The following is a 16,471-nucleotide window of genomic DNA, read 5'->3' as shown; positions in this document are numbered from 1 at the left end:
AAGCCATCGGGTGAAGCGACGGGGAAGAGACCGGGGCGGGGATCGCGGAAAGGGGCGCGAAAGACACCGGGGAAAACACCGGGGAAGGCACCGGGAAAGGCACCGGGAAAGGCATCACAGCCGTCGTCCCTCCCTGTCGATCACGACGCAGAACACCCCGGTCACCGACTCGTACGGCGGCTCCACCGCCATGTGGCCCCGCTGCGCGTCGATCCAGATCACCTCGCCGTCGAAGTTCACCGCGTTCCAGGCGTGGCTGCCCCCGGCCGGCCAGCGGTTGACGATGACCGAGGAGGAGCCGTGCCCCCCGGCCAGCAGCGCCTGCGCGATCGGGAGGTAGGAGTGGCGGCCCTGCCCCACATACTGGAAACGCTGTCCCAGCCACCGCTCCGCCCTGGCCACTCCCCCGGCCTCCCCGCTGAGCAGCGGCTTGCCCACCCGGTCGTACTCGGGCCTGCGCGGCGCGGCCACCGCCGGAGAGCCGTACCAGGTGGAGAGGACCGACAGGGCGCAGTCGATCGCGTTGGTCGCCCGGAACGGGTCGTCGGCCGGGCCGGTCCCGTTGATCAGCCTGATCCACATGCCGCGCGGGTCGGGGAAGCGGCGCGGGGTGCCCTGCTCGGTGAGGGGTACGGCCCGCAGCATGTCCTCCTCGGTCTGCGGATCGGGCCTGGCCAGCCCGCCCGCCACCCCGTACGGCCGGCACTGGTCCAGCCGCGCCGGACCCCAGCGCATCCGTTCCCGCTCCCGCTCGCGCGGCGCGGGGGCCACGACCGGCACCTGGACCTCCAGCTCGAAGTCCCGCCAGCGCTGCCCGTCCACCGTCACCACGGGGTTGTAGACCCCCGAGGCCAAACTCCACTCGTCCACGGCTCCCCCGTCACCATCCCCTGGGAGCCAGATAGTAGGGCGGCCCTCTCCGCGACACGGAGGAGTTGACCATTTACAAGCCCGGCGACCGCCCTGGGATGGGGCGGCGGAGAAGCGTGACCGCGCCTGCTCAGGACAAGAGGTCGTCCAGCGTCGGGTGCTCCACGACCGGATAGCTCCGCGAGCCGACCCCGATGTCCTTGAACCCGCTGGAGGTCGCGACGCAGACCACCGGCCCGTCGAAGTCGCGCCGCAGCTTCCGGTACGCCGCCAGCCCCGCGACCCCCGCCAGCTCCTGCCACAGCCCCTCGTGGGCGAGGTCGTGCTGCGCCGCCCGCAGCTCCTCGTCGGTCACCAGCACCGCCTCGCCGCCGCTGTCGCGCACGGCCACCACGCCCCGGTGCCCGCCGACCGGCCCGGCGATGGAGTACGCGTCACTGTGCCCCGGTTCGACGATCGCGGCGGGCGCCCCGGTGGCCAGCGCCCGCGCGTGGGGCCCGCCCGCCGCCGGCTCGCAGGAGAACATCCGCGGCGTCCGTCCGGCCACCCCGAGCAGCCGCAGCTCCACGAAGCCCTTCCACACCCCGTACAGCAGCTCGGCGTAGCCCGTGGGCGCGAACACCGCCGCAGGCACCTCGCCGAGCTGCGAGAACAGCTCGTACGCGATCGTCTTGTAGCCCTCGGGCCCGAACGGGTGGCCGGTGTGCGTCACGGTCTGGTTGCTGACCGGGTGGTAGCCGAGCCGGTCCACGACCTCCCGCAGCAGCGGCCAGCGCCTCTCGACCGGCACGGACACGACCGTGGCGCCGTACGCCCGGGTGAACGCCTGCACGGCCGGCGGCGAGTCGGCCGAGGTCAGCACGATGGCACGCAGCCCGGCACGGGCGGCGTACGCGGCGGCCGAGGCCCCGTGGTTGCCGGACGACGCCACGACCACGCCGGGCGCCCCGCAGGCGACGGCGGCGCTGACGGTGACGCGGTTGAGCCGGTCCTTGTGCGACCAGGTGGGGTTGCGCGACTCGTCCTTGACGTAGACGTCGCCGACCTTCAGCAGCGGCGTCCCGCCCTCCCCGAGCGTGGGCGCGTCCAGCGGCGGCAGCAACGGCGACCACCGCGCGATGTCCGGCCCCGGCTCCTGGCCGAACAGGCTCGCGTCCACCCGCGCGTAGTCGTAGGTGACCTCCAGCGGGTAGGCGATCTCGCTCGTACTCGTCAGGGGACACCCCCGGGTCAACGGCGGGAACAGCGGAAACTCGGCCGAGGCGTCACCGAGCGAACGCTGGCGGAGAGCAAGCGAGGGACCGTTCACACGAACGGATCCTACTGATCACTCCCGCGCAGGCGGGGATGATCCCGTCTCCCACGTGATGTCCCGCCGCAGCCCCATGTCCACCCCGCGAACGCGGAGGACATGAATCCACCCGCCAACGGAGTCGTCGGCCGGTCAGGCGACCTCGACGGTGATGGTGTGCCAGCCGGTGGCGCCGTTCGGGGTGATGGGGGCTCGGTCGCCGGTCTGGGTGTAGCCGGTGGCGTCGGTGGCGCGGACCTCGATGGTGTGGCTGCCGGGGGTGGCGTCCCAGTCGTCGAGGACCCACTGGCGCCAGGTGTCGGCGGTGGGGGCCTCGGCGAGGCGGGTCCGGCGCCACTGGCCCTGGTCGACGCGGACCTCGACCGCGTCGATGCCCTTGTGCTGGGCCCAGGCGACGCCCGCGACGACGGTCTTGCCCGCCGGGACGGTCGAGCCGTCCCTGGGCAGGTCGATGCGCGACTCGGTCTTGATCGGCCCCTTGGCGGACCAGCCCCTCGGGGTCCAGTAGCCCTCGTCCCGGTCGAAGCGGGTGACCTTGATGTCGGTGACCCACTTGGTGGCCGACACGTAGCCGTAGAGCCCGGGGACGACCTGGCGGACCGGGAAGCCGTGGTCGACGGGGAGCGGCCGGCCGTTCATGCCGAAGGCGAGCAGGGCGTCGCGGCCGTCCATGACGACGTCGACCGGGGTCCCGGCGGTCCAGCCGTCGGCGGAGGTGCTGAGCAGCATGTCCGCGTCCTTCTGGACCCCCGCGTCGCGCAGCACCCCGGCCAGGCTGACGCCCAGCCAGCGGGCGTTGCCGATGTAGGGGCCGCCGACCTCGTTGGAGACGCAGCAGAGCGTGACGTCGGCCTCGACCACGGCGCGTTTCATCAGGTCGGCGAAGGTGAGCTCCACGGGCCTGTCGACCAGGCCGTGGATGGTGAGGGTCCAGTCGCGCGGGTCGACCTGGGGGACCACCAGGGCGGTGTCGACCCGGTAGAAGTCGTTGTCGGGGGTGACGAACGGCGACAGGCCCTTGATCCTGAAGTCGACCCCGGCGGGCAGCGCGGGGAGGGGTTTCACCGGCCGGGGCAGCGTGACGCCGCCGCGCGCCGCGCTCACCTCGGCCCGCCCCGAGAGCGCGCGCCCGGCCAGTCCCGCCACCCCGGCAAGGGCCAGGCCGCCGACCGCGCCGGTCAGCAGGCCCCGGCGGTCGAAGGCGCGCAGGTCGTTCCCGGCCCGCATGACGGGCGGCGTCGAGGGATCATGGCGCTCCCCGGATCCCGGTAGTCCCGGCAGCGGCGTCGTCCCGGTGTCGTGCACGGCCCCCGCCGCGCCCACGGCACCGGACGTGCTTCCGTACGAGACGGCCGGGGCATCGGCCGATGTGAGAGATCGGCGGATGAGCCAGCGCAGGGCGAGCATGGCGGCGCCGACCCCGGCCAGCGTCGGGACGACGTCCATGAGCCCGGAGCCGGGACGGGTCAGCACGGCGAGGACGCCGATGAGCCCGAACGCGGCCAGCCCGGCCAGTCCGTACCGGAGGTCGCGGACGGCGGCCCTTCCCAGCGCGGCGGCGATCGCGGCCAGGATCAGGAAGATCCCGGCGAGCAGCACGGTCTTGTCGCTCTCGCCGAAGGTGCGGATCGCCCACTCCTTGAGCGGGGCCGGGGTGAGGTCGACAACGGTGTTGCCGACCGCGACGACCGGGAAGGCGGCGGGTTTCACCAGGCCCGCGACGAGCAGCGACACCGCCACCGCCACCGCGCCGGACACCAGGCCGATCAGCGCCGAAGCCCACAGGGGCATGCGCCTGTTGCTCTGCATGACCTCGACGCTACGCCCCTCCGGGGCCGCAGGTTCTTACGCCCCGATTACAGCCCCGGCCGCGTGGCGAGCCGGTGGGGTCAGGCGACCACTTCGGCGATGATCGGGGCGAGTGCGCGGAAGGCGCGGCCCCGGTGGCTGATGGCGTCCTTCTCCGCTGCGGACAGCTCGGCGGTGGTCCGGGTCTCGCCCTTGGGGACGAGGATCGGGTCGTAGCCGAAACCGCCGGTGCCGCGCGGGGCGGCGATGATCACGCCGTGTAGCGCGCCCTCGGTCACCCGCTCCTCCCCCGACGGGAGGGCGAGCGCCGCCGCGCACGCGAAGTGCGCGCCCCGGTGCCCCTCGGGCACGTCGGAGACCTGCGCGAGCAGCAGGGCGAGGTTGGCCGGGTCGTCGCCGTGCCGTCCCGACCAGCGGGCGGAGAAGATGCCGGGCATGCCGTTCAGGGCGTCGACGCAGAGGCCGGAGTCGTCGGCGATCGCGGGCAGCCCTGACTGCTGGGCGACCGCGTGCGCCTTGAGCAGGGCGTTCTCCGCGAAGGTCAGGCCGGTCTCGGCGACGTCGCCGATCTCGGGGAACTCCTCGAGCCCGACGATCTCCACCGGGATCGAGGCGTCGGCCAGGATCCGGCGCAGCTCGGCGATCTTCCCTGCGTTCCGGGTGGCGAGGACCACCCGGGCCCCGGGCGCACCGGATCCGGCCGCGCCGGTCCCGGTCTCGTTCTCGGTCGCACCGGACTCGCTCATGCCGGCCCCCTCAGTCCAGAACTGCTCGCACGGAAGCTCATGCCAGGGCCTCCCGCTGGAGGCGGGTGAGCTCGGCGCATCCGGCCGCGCCCAGGTCGAGCAGCTCGTCGAGGGCGGCGCGGTCGAACGGCTTGCCCTCGGCGGTGCCCTGGACCTCGACGAACTCGCCGGAGCCGGTCATCACCACGTTCATGTCCGTCTCGGCGGCGACGTCCTCGGTGTAGCAGAGGTCGAGCAGCGCCGTGGAGCCGACGACGCCGACGGAGACGGCCGCGACCGAGTCGACCAGCGGGTCCCCGCCGCACATCTTGCGCTTGCGCATCCAGGCGACCGCGTCGACCAGTGCCACGTACGCCCCGGTGATGGCGGCGGTGCGGGTGCCGCCGTCGGCCTGGAGCACGTCGCAGTCGATGACGATCGAGTTCTCGCCCAGCGTCTTGTAGTCGACGCAGGCGCGCAGGGAGCGGCCGATCAGGCGGGAGATCTCGTGCGTACGGCCGCCGATCTTGCCGCGGACCGACTCGCGGTCGTTGCGGGTGTTCGTGGCGCGCGGCAGCATGGCGTACTCGGCCGTGATCCAGCCCTGGCCGCTGCCCCGGCGCCAGCGCGGCACGCTGTCCTGCACGGAGGCGGCACAGAGCACCTTGGTGCCGCCGAACTCGACGAGCACCGAGCCCTCGGCGTGCGCGAGCCAGTCACGGGTGATGGTGACGGGGCGGAGTTGATCGGGAGAACGTCCATCTGCACGAGCCATGGACCTCACCCTAGGTCATACCGGACCCCGCTCCGCGCGAGTTCCATGCGCCCGCCGAACCCGCCCCGGGAGGCGTCCTCCAGGACGCGGTCGCGGTCGTTCCAGGGCACCAGATGGGTGAGGACCAGGGTGTCCACCCCGGCCCTGGCCGCGTGCTCGGCCGCCTGGCGGCCGTTCAGGTGCAGGTCGGTGGGCAGGCCCGGCTTGTCGAGGTATGACGCCTCGCACAGGAGCACGTCGGCCCCCGAGGCGAGCTTGACCAGCTCGGCGCTCTCACCGGTGTCGCCGGAGTAGGCCACCGAGCGCCCGCCGTGCGAGACCCTGAACCCGTAGGTCTCCACGGGGTGGTTCACCAGCGCGGCCGTCACCTCGAACGGGCCGATCCCGAACGTCCCCGGCGTCAGCCCCACGAAGTCAAAGGCCGTGTCGAGCGGCGGCTCGTCCGGCATCGCGTAGGCGGAGTTCAGCCTCCGACGCGCGTCGGCGGGCGCGTACACCGGCACCCGGGGCAGCGGGCCCTGCGGGGAGTAGGTGCGGACCACGTGGTACGGGCACATGTCGAGGCAGTGGTCGGCGTGCAGGTGCGACAGGCAGATCGCGTCCACGTCGTACAGGCCTATGTACTTCTGGAGGGCGCCGAGCGCGCCGTTCCCGAAGTCGAGCAGCATGCGGAACCCCTCCGCCTCCAGCAGGTAGCAGGAGGAAGGGCTGTCAGGCCCGGGGAAACTCCCCGAGCATCCGATGATCGTCAATTTCACGGCGGCCTCCTACGGTTACTGTGCGGCGCCGCGTGTCCCGGCGCGGGCGCCGGTGGCCGGTGTCCGTCCCCCTTCGTCCGCCGATCTCCGGCGCCCCCCTACAGAGCGCCCGAGCACCGTCACACGCGATGCCCGTTGTTCGGGACATCCCCTACTACCGCCACCTCGACCGCCTGGATCTCCGGCCCGAGGAACCGTCGTCCGAGGTCGGCGAAGAGGCCCGCGTCGCCGGTGGCGCGGAAACGGTGCCCGGGCGCGCCCCCTACGGCGGCCAGGCCCCGGTCGTGCAGGACGCGGTAGACGTCCTTGGCCGTCTCGTCGGCGCTGGACACCAGCGTGACGCCGTCCCCCACCACGTAGGAGATCGGCCCGGTGAGGAGCGGGTAGTGCGTGCACCCCAGGATCAGCGTGTCGCACCGGTCGGCGAGCACCGGCTCCAGGTATCCGCGGATGACGTCGATGAGCTCGTCGCTCATCGTCTCCCCCCGCTCGACGAACTCCACCAGGCGCGGCGCCGCCACCCCGGTCAGCCGGACGTCGGGAGCGGCGGCGAACGCGTCCTGGTACGCCATCGACGTGATCGTGGCCCTGGTCCCGATCACCCCGACCCTGCCGTTGCGGGTGGCCCGCACGGCACGGCGCGTCGCGGGCTGGATCACCTCGACGACCGGGACGTCGTAGCGCTCCCGGGCGTCGCGGAGCACGGCCGCGCTCGCGCTGTTGCACGCGATCACCAGCATCTTGACGTCGTGCTCGACGAGGTGGTCCATCACCTCCAGCGCGTAGGCTCGGACCTGCGCGATGCTCTTGGGGCCGTACGGCTGCCTCGCCGTGTCGGCCACGTAGAAGATCGACTCGTTGGGCAGCTGGTCGATGATCGCGCGGGCCACCGTGAGACCGCCGACACCACTGTCAAAGATTCCAATACTCGCTCGCGACACAGTTCCCAAGGCTAGGCGACCTGCGACGACCGATCACGGTAAGAATCCTCACAACGCCGAATACCAGCTCAGCCATGTATTTTTCGTGACATCTCTGATCGTACGAAGCCGGGGACCGGCGGCCTCGGACGTCAGCCCCGCCCGACGCGGGCCAGCTGGCGGGACTGTGCGACCAGGCGGCCGGTGGAGTCCCAGACCTCGACGTCCTCGTCGAACCAGCCGTCGCTGATCAGACGGCCGCCGCCGATGAGGGTGAGCCAGCCGGGGGCGGGCAGGGCGCGCAGGTGCCAGGTGAGGTCGACCGTGGGCGCCCAGCCGCGCTCCCCCGCGGAGAAGACCACCGGCGGGAGGGCGTCCACGGCCAGCGCGAGCACGTACGGGTCGGGGTCCTGCGGCTCGGCGAGCCGGAAGTAGGCGCGGGCCTCGGGCCTGCCGGTGGGCCTGCCGTCGAGCCAGCCGATGGTGGGAGGGTCGAAGACCAGCTCCATCTGGGCGTTGAGCGTCATGTTCGACTCGGCCTTGGGGGCGGGCAGCGAGACGCACTCCTCGATCGGCGGCATCGCCACCGAGGGCTCGTCCGTCCAGTCGGGGGCGGCGTCACCGAGGGTCGCGGTCGTGACGAGCCCCTCGATGAAGGATCTGCCGTCCTGGACCAGGGTCGCCCGGGTCATCGTGGCGGTGCGGCCGGTCTTGACCTGCTCCAGGCGCACCTGCGCGGGACCGGGCCTCGCCGCGCGCAGGAACTGGACGCCCGTGGTCACCGGGTGCGCGTGAGGGGAGGCGTCCACGACCGCGCGCAGCAGCACGGCCATCAGGTAGCCGCCGTTGATGGGGCCGCCGATCGAGTATCCGGTGTCGAGGCACACGTCGTAGGTGGTCTCGTCCACCCTGATGGCCGCTGTCGCCTCGTCGAACTTCGTCATCCACGCTCCCGAACCTTGTTCTAGAGAGGCCACTTTACCCATTCCGTACGGTCTTCGCCTCCCCCACCCCTGGATGACTCGCCCGCCGGGGCCGGACCGGCCTCCTGCACCCCATCCCAAAAAGCCGAGCTGGCCTCGCATAACCCGTCAGCCGGAACCGGAACGGCCCCGAGCCCCCGAAACCGACGCCGGACGGGACGGCGGAGCCCGCGGAAAGAAGCGGGAAGAGGAGGTACGGAAGAAACGGCAGCGACCTGCGGGAATAGGTCGACAAAGCCGACGATGGCCCATAAAACACTGCTGAACAGGGGCTGATCCCGCTTAGATGCACCAATCACATAGTTAGTTCAATGCAAGCGGGTTGCTAGCAATGTGCACTAACTTCTCCCTATCCGCTAAGCCCACCTTGTGAGTGATCATGCCTGCCAACAATCCCCCCGACCAGTCGCCCACGCCGGGTCAGAACCCCGACAGGACGATCGCCTACCGATGGAACGAGGGCTCACAGCACAACGACCAGCCGCACACACAGGCCTATCCGCAGAACAGCCAGCCCGGATACCCACAGCCCTCCGGCGGCTACCAGCAGGGGCAGCCCTACCCGCAGCAGGGCCAGCCCTACCAGCAGCAGAACCCCCAGCAGGGCTACGGCCAGCAGCCCCAGCAGCAGCCGTACGGCCAGCAGAACTACGGCCAGCAGGCCGGTCAGCAGGGCTACGGCCAGCCGCAGGGCCAGCAGGGTTACGGCCAGCCGTCAGGTCAGCCGTACGGCCAGCAGCAGCCCGGCTACCAGCAGCAACAGCAGCAGAACTACGGCCGGCAGGCGTACGCGCAGCAGGGCGGGAACTGGCAGCAGGGTCCCGACTTCCTGACCGCCGGGCCGCCCGCCGGACCCCCCGCGCGCAAGGGCGGCGGTAAGGGCTGGCTGCTCGCGGCGATCGCCGCGCTGGTCGTGGCCCTCGTGGGCGGCGGCGGCTTCTTCGCGGTCAACCTGCTCAGCGGCGGCGGCGCGCAGCCGCACGACGTGCTGCCCGGCAACGCCATCGGCTACGTGCGCCTCGACCTCGACCCGGCCGCGAACCAGAAGGTGGCGCTGTTCAACATCGCCAGGAAGTTCACGGTCACCAAGGACTCCTTCACCGGTGAGGACCCGCGTCAGGCGATCTTTGACCTGATCAAGAAGGACACCGAGAGTCTCGGCAAGGTCGACTACGCCGCCGACATCGAGCCGTGGCTCGGCGTCCGCGTCGGCGTGGCCGCGCTGCCCCCGGCCAAGGCCGGCGCCGAGCCCGGCGCCGTGGTGGCCGTCCAGGTCACCGACCAGGACAAGGCCACGGCGGGCATTGCGAAGCTGATGGGCGAGGAGAAGTACGGCATCGCGTTCCGCGACGACTACGCGCTGCTCGCACCGACCCAGGCCGAGGCCGACAGGGCCGTCGCCGCCGAGCCGCTGTCGGGGAACGCCAACTTCTCCGACGACCTGAGCGCCCTCGGCGAGACCGGCGTGCTCTCCTTCTGGGCGGACGCGGGCAGGCTCGCCGGGCTCGCTCCCGAGCTGGCGACCCAGGACCCCGCCACCCTCGCCCAGATCAAGAACGTCCGCGTGGCGGGCGCCCTTCGCTTCGACGGCGAGTACGTCGAGCTCGCGGGCATCAGCCGCGGCGCCGAGAGCCTGGACATGGGCACCCCCGAGGCCTCCAAGATCGGCACCCTTCCGGCCTCCACCGCCGGAGCCATCTCGATCTCCGGTCTCGGCGAGGTGATCGGCAAGCAGTGGGCGCAGGTCATGAAGTCGGCCGACCAGGCCGCGGGCGGCGGCGTCCAGCAGTTCGCCGACCAGGCCAAGCAGCAGTACGGCCTGGCCCTCCCCGACGACCTGGTGACGCTGCTCGGCAAGAACATCACCCTGGCCATCGACTCCAACGGCCTCGACGGCAACCAGCCGAAGATCGGCGCGAAGATCGTCACCGACCCGGCCAAGGCGCAGGAGGTCGTCGGCAAGATCGAGAAGTTCCTGGTGGACTCCGGGACGGCCGTCCCGCAGCTCGCCAAGGTCCCCGGCGACGGCGTCTTCGTCCTGGCCAGCGCGCAGGACTACGCCGCCGAGCTCAACAAGGAGGGCGCCCTGGGCGACAGCGAGACCTTCCAGCTCGCGGTCCCCAACGCCGGCGAGGCGACCTTCGCCCTCTACGCCGACCTGGACAAGGTGGAGAACCTCTATCTCAACGGCCTCCAGGGCGAGGAGAAGGCCAACCTCCAGGTGCTCCGCGCCGTGGGCATGAGCGGCACCCAGTCGGGCAGCGAGGCGTCCTTCTCGCTGAGGCTCCTGTTCAACTGATCCAACCGGTTCGGCCGGTTCGGCCGACCGGTCCGATCCACCTGATCCACCTGATCCACCTGGCTCTTCGAAGACCTCCCCAGATCCCCGGCCGGGCTCCGGCCCGCCGGGGATCGTCCCCACCCGGGGACAACGAAGGGCGGGCGTCCCACCGGGACGCCCGCCCTTCGTCATTCGTCTTTCACTCGCCGCTCGTCACCGGCCGCTCGCCACTGGCCGGTCGCCACTCACCGTTCGCCGCTCGCGACGAGAAGCCCGAGGATTCCCGAAGGATCCCCAGGGATCGCCGAGTGTCCCGGGTCAGGCCCAGAGCTGGCCTTCGAGCCGCTCCTCGGCCTCGTCCAGCGTCCCCTCGTAGGCGCCGGTGGACAGGTACTTCCAGCCGCCGTCCGCGACCACGAACACGATGTCGGCCCGCTCGCCCGCCTTGACGGCCTTGGCAGCCATGCCGAGCGCGGCGTGCAGGGCGGCCCCGGTGGAGACCCCGGCGAAGATGCCCTCCCCGGCGAGCAGCTCCCGGGTGCGCCGGAGCGCGTCGGCCGAGGAGACCGAGAAACGCGTGGTCAGGACGTCGGCGTCGTACAGCTCGGGGATGAAGCCCTCGTCCACGTTGCGCAGCCCGTACACCAGCTCGCCGTACCGCGGCTCGGCGGCGACGATCTTCACGTCGGGGACGCGCTCGCGCAGGAACCTGCCGACGCCCATCAGCGTGCCCGTGGTGCCCAGACCGGCCACGAAGTGGGTGACGGACGGCAGGTCCTCCAGGATCTCCGGCCCCGTCGACTCGTAGTGCGAGCGCCAGTTGGCCGGGTTGCCGTACTGGTAGAGCATCACCCAGTCGGGATTCTCCGCGGCCAGGCCCTTGGCGACCCTGACCGCCTCGTTGGAGCCGCCCGCCGCGGGCGAGGAGATGATCTTCGCCCCCCACATGCGCAGCAGCTGGCGGCGCTCCTCTGAGGTGTTCTCCGGCATCACGCAGATCAGCTTGTAGCCCTTGAGCCTGGCGGACATCGCGAGCGAGATGCCGGTGTTGCCGCTCGTGGGTTCGAGGATCGTGCAGCCCGGTTGGAGGAGCCCGTCCTTCTCCGCCTGCTCGATCATCCACAGCGCCGGACGGTCCTTGATCGAACCTGTCGGGTTGCGGTCTTCGAGCTTGGCCCAGATCCGCACCTCCTCCGAGGGCGAGAGTCTGGGCAGGCCGACCAGCGGGGTCCGGCCGACCGATTCGATCAGTGAGTCAAAACGCATGGTGTACGGCTTCCGCCTCGGGTTGACCTTGTGGTGACAGACCTTTGCCGCGCGGTGACAGCCCTGAAACCGCGACGTGCGCCGCCCGCCCCGATCGTGTGGGACGGGACGGGCGGTGTCACGCTGCTAGCGGGAGCCGCCGGCCACGGCGGGCAGGACGGTGACCGTGTCGCCGTCGGCGACCGGCGTCTCCAGCCCGCCCAGGAAGCGGACGTCCTCGTCGTTCAGGTAGACGTTCACGAAGCGGCGCAGCGCGCCCTTGTCGACCAGGCGCTCCTTCAGCCCGGGGTGCCGGGCCTCCAGATCGCCGATGAGCTCCTCGAGCGTGGCGCCCTTGGCGTCGACGGCCTTGGCACCGTCGGTATAGGTGCGCAGGATGGTCGGAATGCGAACCTCGATGGCCATCGCGGGTCAATCTCCTTGTGTCGTCATGGGAGTAAAGCCCACCGGATCAGAACACCGGCGAGCACCGGAGGATTCCAGGAAAACCGGTCAGCGACAGTCGTAGACGACGACGGAGGGCGTGTGCGCGAACAGGAAGTTCTGTACGGGCGCGACACCCGCGTGCCGTGCCCGGGGGCCGGGACGCGAGAGCACGACGTCCTCCTGGCTCGGGGCGGCGGTCGGCATGCTCACCAGCTTACCCAAAGGGGCCATTCACCTCACGGCCGTACCGGCCATCGATGCCGTACGAACCCCGGAGACCCGGACACCGGGAAACGAGGCCTGGATGGCGCTTGGACGGTGAGGGCCCGGAGACCGGGGGCCGGGGACGATCACCCGGAGGTGATCGTCACCTCCTCCTCGCTCACCACGCCGTCGACGATCCGGTACGACCGGAACTCGGCCTTCTCCCCCAGCTCCTCACGGGTGGAGACCAGCACGTAGTGGGCGTTCGGCTCGGAGGCGTAGGAGATGTCGGTGCGGGAGGGGTAGGCCTCGGTGGCGGTGTGGGAGTGGTAGATGACCACCGGCTCCTCGTCGCGGTCGTCCATCTCCCGCCAGACGCGCAGCTGCTCCAGCGAGTCGAACCGGTAGAACGTCGGCGACCGCTCGGCGTTCTCCATCGCGACGAACCGTTCGGGGGAGTCGGAACCGACCGGACCGGCGATCACGCCGCAGGCCTCGTCGGGGTGGTCCGCCCGAGCGTGCGCGATGATCCTGTCGACCAGTTCCCGAGAGATCGTGAGCATGACTGGAAGTTACCAAAGGGCTTACCAAAGGGCGCGGACCAGGGTGTCCTGGAGGTAGGTCAGCCAGTCGTAGATGACGTACGCCGGATAGCGGGGGTCGTTCTCCGACATGTCGGCGATCTCGTCGTGCACCTCCTCGGTCACCTCCAGCCGGGTGCCGAGCGCGAGCCGCACGTCGTTCAGCGCGCGCATCCACGCCTGCGCCTGCTCCCTGGTCAGCTCGACCCGGCCGGGCTCGGCGCTGTCGAGCATCGTCTGGGCGTCGGCCCGCTTGCCCTCGCGCAGCGTCGCCTCGGTGTATCTGCGGAACTCGGCGGCCGCCTCGCCGTCCTCGTACGCCGAGGGGAACAGCCGGGCCAGCACCGGGTCGTTGGACTGCTCGGAGGCGCCGATGCCGAGCGCCTTCTCCAGGGGGTCGTCGCCGGTCTCCCCCGGCTCTATCAGGCCCAGGATCTGGGTGACCAGCGAGCGCAGGATCGACACCTCGGCGGCGTCGAAACCCGTGACCACGCCGCCCTCGCGGCCCGGTTTGAACCCCGAACTCATCTCTCGCCCACCGTTCCTCGCGGACCCCGCCCGAGACCCGCCCGCCGCCCGGAATCCGCCCGGACGGAGCCCGTCCGCACGGAATCCTCCCGCGCGCTCACGAATCCCGCTGGACGGTGGCCCACAGCCCGTACGAGTGCATGATCTGCGCGTCGCGCTCCATCTCCTCGCGGGTGCCGCTGGAGACCACGGCCTTGCCCTTGTGGTGCACGTCGAGCATCAACTTCTCCGCCTTCTCCTTGGAGTATCCGAAAACGGACTGGAAGACGTATGTCACATAGGACATCAGGTTGACCGGGTCGTTCCAGACGATCGTCAACCATGGCAGATCGGGCCTTACGTCGATTGACGGACGCTCGACCTCCGTTGGAGCGGTGCTACCCACATTCACCAGTCTGCCCTACCCCGGGCTTAGTCTTCGACTCGTGACAAAGAGCATGAGCACCGCGTTGCTTACCGATCACTATGAGCTGACGATGCTGGAGGCGGCGCTGAGAAGCGGGGCCTCCTCCAGGCGGGCGGTTTTCGAGGTGTTCGCGCGCCAGCTGCCCGGCGGGCGGCGCTACGGGGTCGTGGCGGGGACCGGCCGGGTGCTGGACGCGCTGGAGTCCTTCCGCTTCGAGGAGGAGTCCCTGGCGTTCCTGCGCGACAACGAGGTGGTCGACGAGCCCACCCTGGAGTTCCTCGCCGGATACCGGTTCTCCGGGAGCGTGGACGGCTACGCCGAGGGCGAGTGCTACTTCCCCGGTTCCCCGATCATGACGGTGGAGGGCACGTTCGCCGAGGCCGTGCTCCTGGAGACCGTGATCCTGTCGATCCTCAACCACGACTGCGCGATCGCCACCGCCGCCACGCGCATGATCCGCGCGGCCGGGGCGAGGCCCCTCATCGAGATGGGCTCGCGCCGCACCCACGAGGCGGCCGCCGTGGCCGCGGCGCGGGCCGCCTACCTCTGCGGGTTCTCCTCCACCTCCAACCTCATGGCCGGCCGCGAGTACGGCATCCCGACCGCCGGGACCGCGGCCCACGCGTTCACCCTGCTCCACGACTCCGAGGGCCAGGCCTTCCAGGCCCAGATCGCCTCCCTCGGCCCCGGCACCACCCTGCTCGTGGACACCTACGACGTCGCCCAGGCCGTACGGACCGCGGTGGAGCTCGCCGGGCCCTCCCTCGGGGCGGTCCGCCTCGACTCCGGCGACCTCGGCCAGGTCGCCCACGAGGTCCGCGAGCAGCTCGACGCGCTCGGCGCCCACAAGACCCGGATCATCGTCACCAGCGACCTCGACGAGTACGCCATCGCCGCGCTCGCCGCCGCCCCCGTGGACGGCTACGGCGTCGGCACGTCGCTGGTCACCGGCTCCGGTTCGCCCACCGCCGCCCTGGTCTACAAGCTCGTCGCCCGCGAGGACGCCGAGGGGATCATGCGGCCGGTGGCCAAGAAGTCGGTGGGCAAGCCCAGCCGGGGCGGGCGCAAGGACGCCTTCCGCGAGCTCGACACCGGCGGCACGGCGGTCGCCGAGCTGGTCACCGTCTCGGGCGAGACCCCCTCGGGCGCCCGCCCGCTGCAGGTCCCGCTGGTCAGGGAGGGGGAGGTCGTCGGCCGCGAGAAGCTGGACGCGGCCCGCGTCCGGCACCGCGAGGCCGTCGCCGAGCTGCCCTCGAACGCCTACCAGCTGTCCCGGGGCTACGCCGCGATCCCCACCGTGTTTGACTGACCGCATGCCAACCGCACTCATCATCGTCGACGTCCAGAACGACTTCTGCGAGGGCGGCAGCCTTCCGGTCGGCGGCGGCGCCGAGGTGGCCGCCGCGATCTCCCGGCACGCCGCCTCACACGGCTACGACCACGTCGTGGCCACCCGCGACTATCACGTCGACCCCGGCTCCCACTTCGCCGCCGAACCCGACTACGTGAGCACCTGGCCCGTCCACTGCGTCGCCGGGACCCCGGGCTCCGGCTTCCACCCCGCCCTCGACACCTCACGCGTCGAGGAGGTGTTCAGCAAGGGTGCCCACAGCGGCGCCTACAGCGGCTTCGAGGGCACCACCGCCGACGGTACGAGCCTGGCCGACTGGCTCGGCGAGCGCCGCGTGGACGCGGTGGACGTCGTCGGCATCGCCACCGACCACTGCGTGCGGGCCACCGCCCTGGACGCGGTCGCGCACGGCCTGTCCGTCCAGGTGCTGCTCGACCTCACCGCCGGGGTGGCCGCCCCGACCACCGAGGCCGCCCTCGCCGAACTCGGCTCCGCCGGGGCCCGCCTCACGGGCACCCCGGTGGTCCGCCCGGCCTGACGGTCTTCTCAGCTCTCCGGCATCCCCAGAAAGAGGATCATCCGGTCGAGCTTCCCGTCCATGGTCCGGTAGTTCTCCTTCAGCTCGCCGATGTCGCACGCCATGGTCTTCATGTCGCGCTTCACCCCGACCATGTCCTCCGCCAGGACCGCGACGTCCCGCTTCACCCCGGCCACCTCGACCTTGACCTCGGCCACCTCGACCTTGACCTCGGTCAGCTCCTCCTTGACCCCCGCCACCTCTACCCTGAGCTCGGCGACGTCCTGCTTGACCTCGGCCATGTCCACCTTGAGCTCGGCGACATCCACCTTGAGCCCGGCGACGTCTTGCTTCAGCTCGGCGACATCCTGTTTGACCTCAGCCATGTCCACCTTGAGCTCGGCGACATCCTCCTTGAGCCCGGCGACATCCTGTTTGACCTCGGCCATGTCCACCTTGAGCTCGGCGACGTCCTGCTTGACCTCGGCGACCTCCTGTTTGACCTCGGCGAGGTCTTCCTTCGTGGCGCACTTCGCCACGTCCTCCTTGGTGGCGAGGGTGTCCATCCTCGCCATGATCTGCTCGAACATCGGAGCCACATACTCCATGATCTCGTTACGGATCATCTCGGCCAACACTTGTCCTCTTTGGCGGCATCGCAGGGGGAACCCGGCGGAGGGCCCGGGATGGTTACCCCGACACGTTACCAACGACGCCTACTCTGAGCATTCGAACGATTACCGGATCGGCATGGATGGG

The 16,471-nt window shown here is 70.9% G+C and carries 18 protein-coding genes; 3 read left to right on the top strand and 15 right to left on the bottom strand.

Translation table 11 applies throughout. The features are described from left to right. Positions 1-114 precede the first annotated feature (114 nt). From ABT053_RS30535 to ABT053_RS30500, 8 genes are all read right to left on the bottom strand, one after another. Complete coding sequence (locus ABT053_RS30535; RefSeq protein ID WP_350973600.1) at positions 115-870, bottom strand: toxin glutamine deamidase domain-containing protein; 756 nt, start codon at positions 868-870, stop codon at positions 115-117. A 130-nt stretch (positions 871-1,000) separates the two neighbouring features. Beyond that, the gene (locus tag ABT053_RS30530) at positions 1,001-2,179 is read right to left on the bottom strand and encodes a threonine synthase (protein ID WP_350973598.1); all 1,179 of its coding nucleotides are present in this window, start codon (positions 2,177-2,179) and stop codon (positions 1,001-1,003) included. Between the two features lie 135 nt (positions 2,180-2,314). After that, entirely contained in the window at positions 2,315-3,991 is a 1,677-nt protein-coding gene (locus ABT053_RS30525; RefSeq protein WP_350973596.1) for a molybdopterin-dependent oxidoreductase, read from the bottom strand. Positions 3,992-4,071: 80 nt separating this feature from the next. Then, positions 4,072-4,737, bottom strand: coding sequence for an RdgB/HAM1 family non-canonical purine NTP pyrophosphatase (gene rdgB, locus ABT053_RS30520; protein WP_350973595.1), 666 nt, complete (start codon positions 4,735-4,737; stop codon positions 4,072-4,074). Between the two features lie 37 nt (positions 4,738-4,774). After that, complete coding sequence (gene rph / locus ABT053_RS30515) at positions 4,775-5,491, bottom strand: ribonuclease PH (protein ID WP_350973593.1); 717 nt, start codon at positions 5,489-5,491, stop codon at positions 4,775-4,777. Between the two features lie 5 nt (positions 5,492-5,496). Next, positions 5,497-6,249, bottom strand: a complete 753-nt coding sequence (locus ABT053_RS30510) for an MBL fold metallo-hydrolase (RefSeq protein ID WP_350973592.1) — start codon at positions 6,247-6,249, stop codon at positions 5,497-5,499. A gap of 119 nt (positions 6,250-6,368) precedes the next feature. Further along, positions 6,369-7,190, bottom strand: a complete 822-nt coding sequence (gene murI, locus ABT053_RS30505) for a glutamate racemase (protein WP_350973589.1) — start codon at positions 7,188-7,190, stop codon at positions 6,369-6,371. A gap of 131 nt (positions 7,191-7,321) precedes the next feature. Further along, positions 7,322-8,113, bottom strand: a complete 792-nt coding sequence (locus tag ABT053_RS30500; protein WP_350973587.1) for a thioesterase family protein — start codon at positions 8,111-8,113, stop codon at positions 7,322-7,324. A gap of 418 nt (positions 8,114-8,531) precedes the next feature. Here ABT053_RS30500 and ABT053_RS30495 point away from each other — a divergent pair, with 418 nt between their 5' ends. After that, the gene (locus ABT053_RS30495) at positions 8,532-10,451 is read left to right on the top strand and encodes a DUF3352 domain-containing protein (RefSeq protein ID WP_350973585.1); all 1,920 of its coding nucleotides are present in this window, start codon (positions 8,532-8,534) and stop codon (positions 10,449-10,451) included. A gap of 300 nt (positions 10,452-10,751) precedes the next feature. Here the strand turns inward: ABT053_RS30495 and ABT053_RS30490 are convergent, their stop codons facing one another. The 6 genes from ABT053_RS30490 to clpS all read right to left on the bottom strand — a co-directional run bounded on the left by ABT053_RS30490 (position 10,752) and on the right by clpS (position 13,823). Then, a complete protein-coding gene (locus ABT053_RS30490) occupies positions 10,752-11,699 on the bottom strand; it encodes a PLP-dependent cysteine synthase family protein (protein WP_350973583.1) in 948 nt (315 codons plus the stop codon). Positions 11,700-11,825: 126 nt separating this feature from the next. After that, positions 11,826-12,104, bottom strand: coding sequence for a MoaD/ThiS family protein (locus ABT053_RS30485; RefSeq protein ID WP_030906436.1), 279 nt, complete (start codon positions 12,102-12,104; stop codon positions 11,826-11,828). Positions 12,105-12,191: 87 nt separating this feature from the next. Further along, positions 12,192-12,329 (bottom strand): hypothetical protein, encoded by a 138-nt coding sequence (locus ABT053_RS30480; RefSeq protein ID WP_350973581.1) that lies wholly within the window; start codon positions 12,327-12,329, stop codon positions 12,192-12,194. Positions 12,330-12,475: 146 nt separating this feature from the next. Continuing rightward, positions 12,476-12,892, bottom strand: coding sequence for a M67 family metallopeptidase (locus ABT053_RS30475; protein WP_350973579.1), 417 nt, complete (start codon positions 12,890-12,892; stop codon positions 12,476-12,478). 21 nt (positions 12,893-12,913) lie between these two features. Then, complete coding sequence (locus ABT053_RS30470; RefSeq protein WP_350973577.1) at positions 12,914-13,438, bottom strand: DUF2017 domain-containing protein; 525 nt, start codon at positions 13,436-13,438, stop codon at positions 12,914-12,916. Positions 13,439-13,535: 97 nt separating this feature from the next. Beyond that, entirely contained in the window at positions 13,536-13,823 is a 288-nt protein-coding gene (gene clpS / locus ABT053_RS30465) for an ATP-dependent Clp protease adapter ClpS (protein WP_329091067.1), read from the bottom strand. A 52-nt stretch (positions 13,824-13,875) separates the two neighbouring features. On the opposite strand from clpS, the gene ABT053_RS30460 reads away from it, so the two are divergent. After that, on the top strand, positions 13,876-15,153 hold the full coding sequence (locus ABT053_RS30460; protein ID WP_502991898.1) for a nicotinate phosphoribosyltransferase: 1,278 nt from the start codon (positions 13,876-13,878) through the stop codon (positions 15,151-15,153). Positions 15,154-15,157: 4 nt separating this feature from the next. Then, complete coding sequence (locus ABT053_RS30455; RefSeq protein WP_350973573.1) at positions 15,158-15,733, top strand: nicotinamidase; 576 nt, start codon at positions 15,158-15,160, stop codon at positions 15,731-15,733. 8 nt (positions 15,734-15,741) lie between these two features. On the opposite strand, the gene ABT053_RS30450 is transcribed toward ABT053_RS30455, so the two are convergent. Then, a complete protein-coding gene (locus ABT053_RS30450) occupies positions 15,742-16,347 on the bottom strand; it encodes a kinetochore Spc7 family protein (protein WP_350973571.1) in 606 nt (201 codons plus the stop codon). Positions 16,348-16,471: the final 124 nt, after the last annotated feature.

The organism is Streptosporangium sp. NPDC002524, assembly GCF_040295985.1.
Classification (GTDB): Bacteria; Actinomycetota; Actinomycetes; order Streptosporangiales; family Streptosporangiaceae; genus Streptosporangium.
Note: the sequence above shows the minus strand (reverse complement) of the source record. Positions and strands in the feature narration are given on the sequence as shown.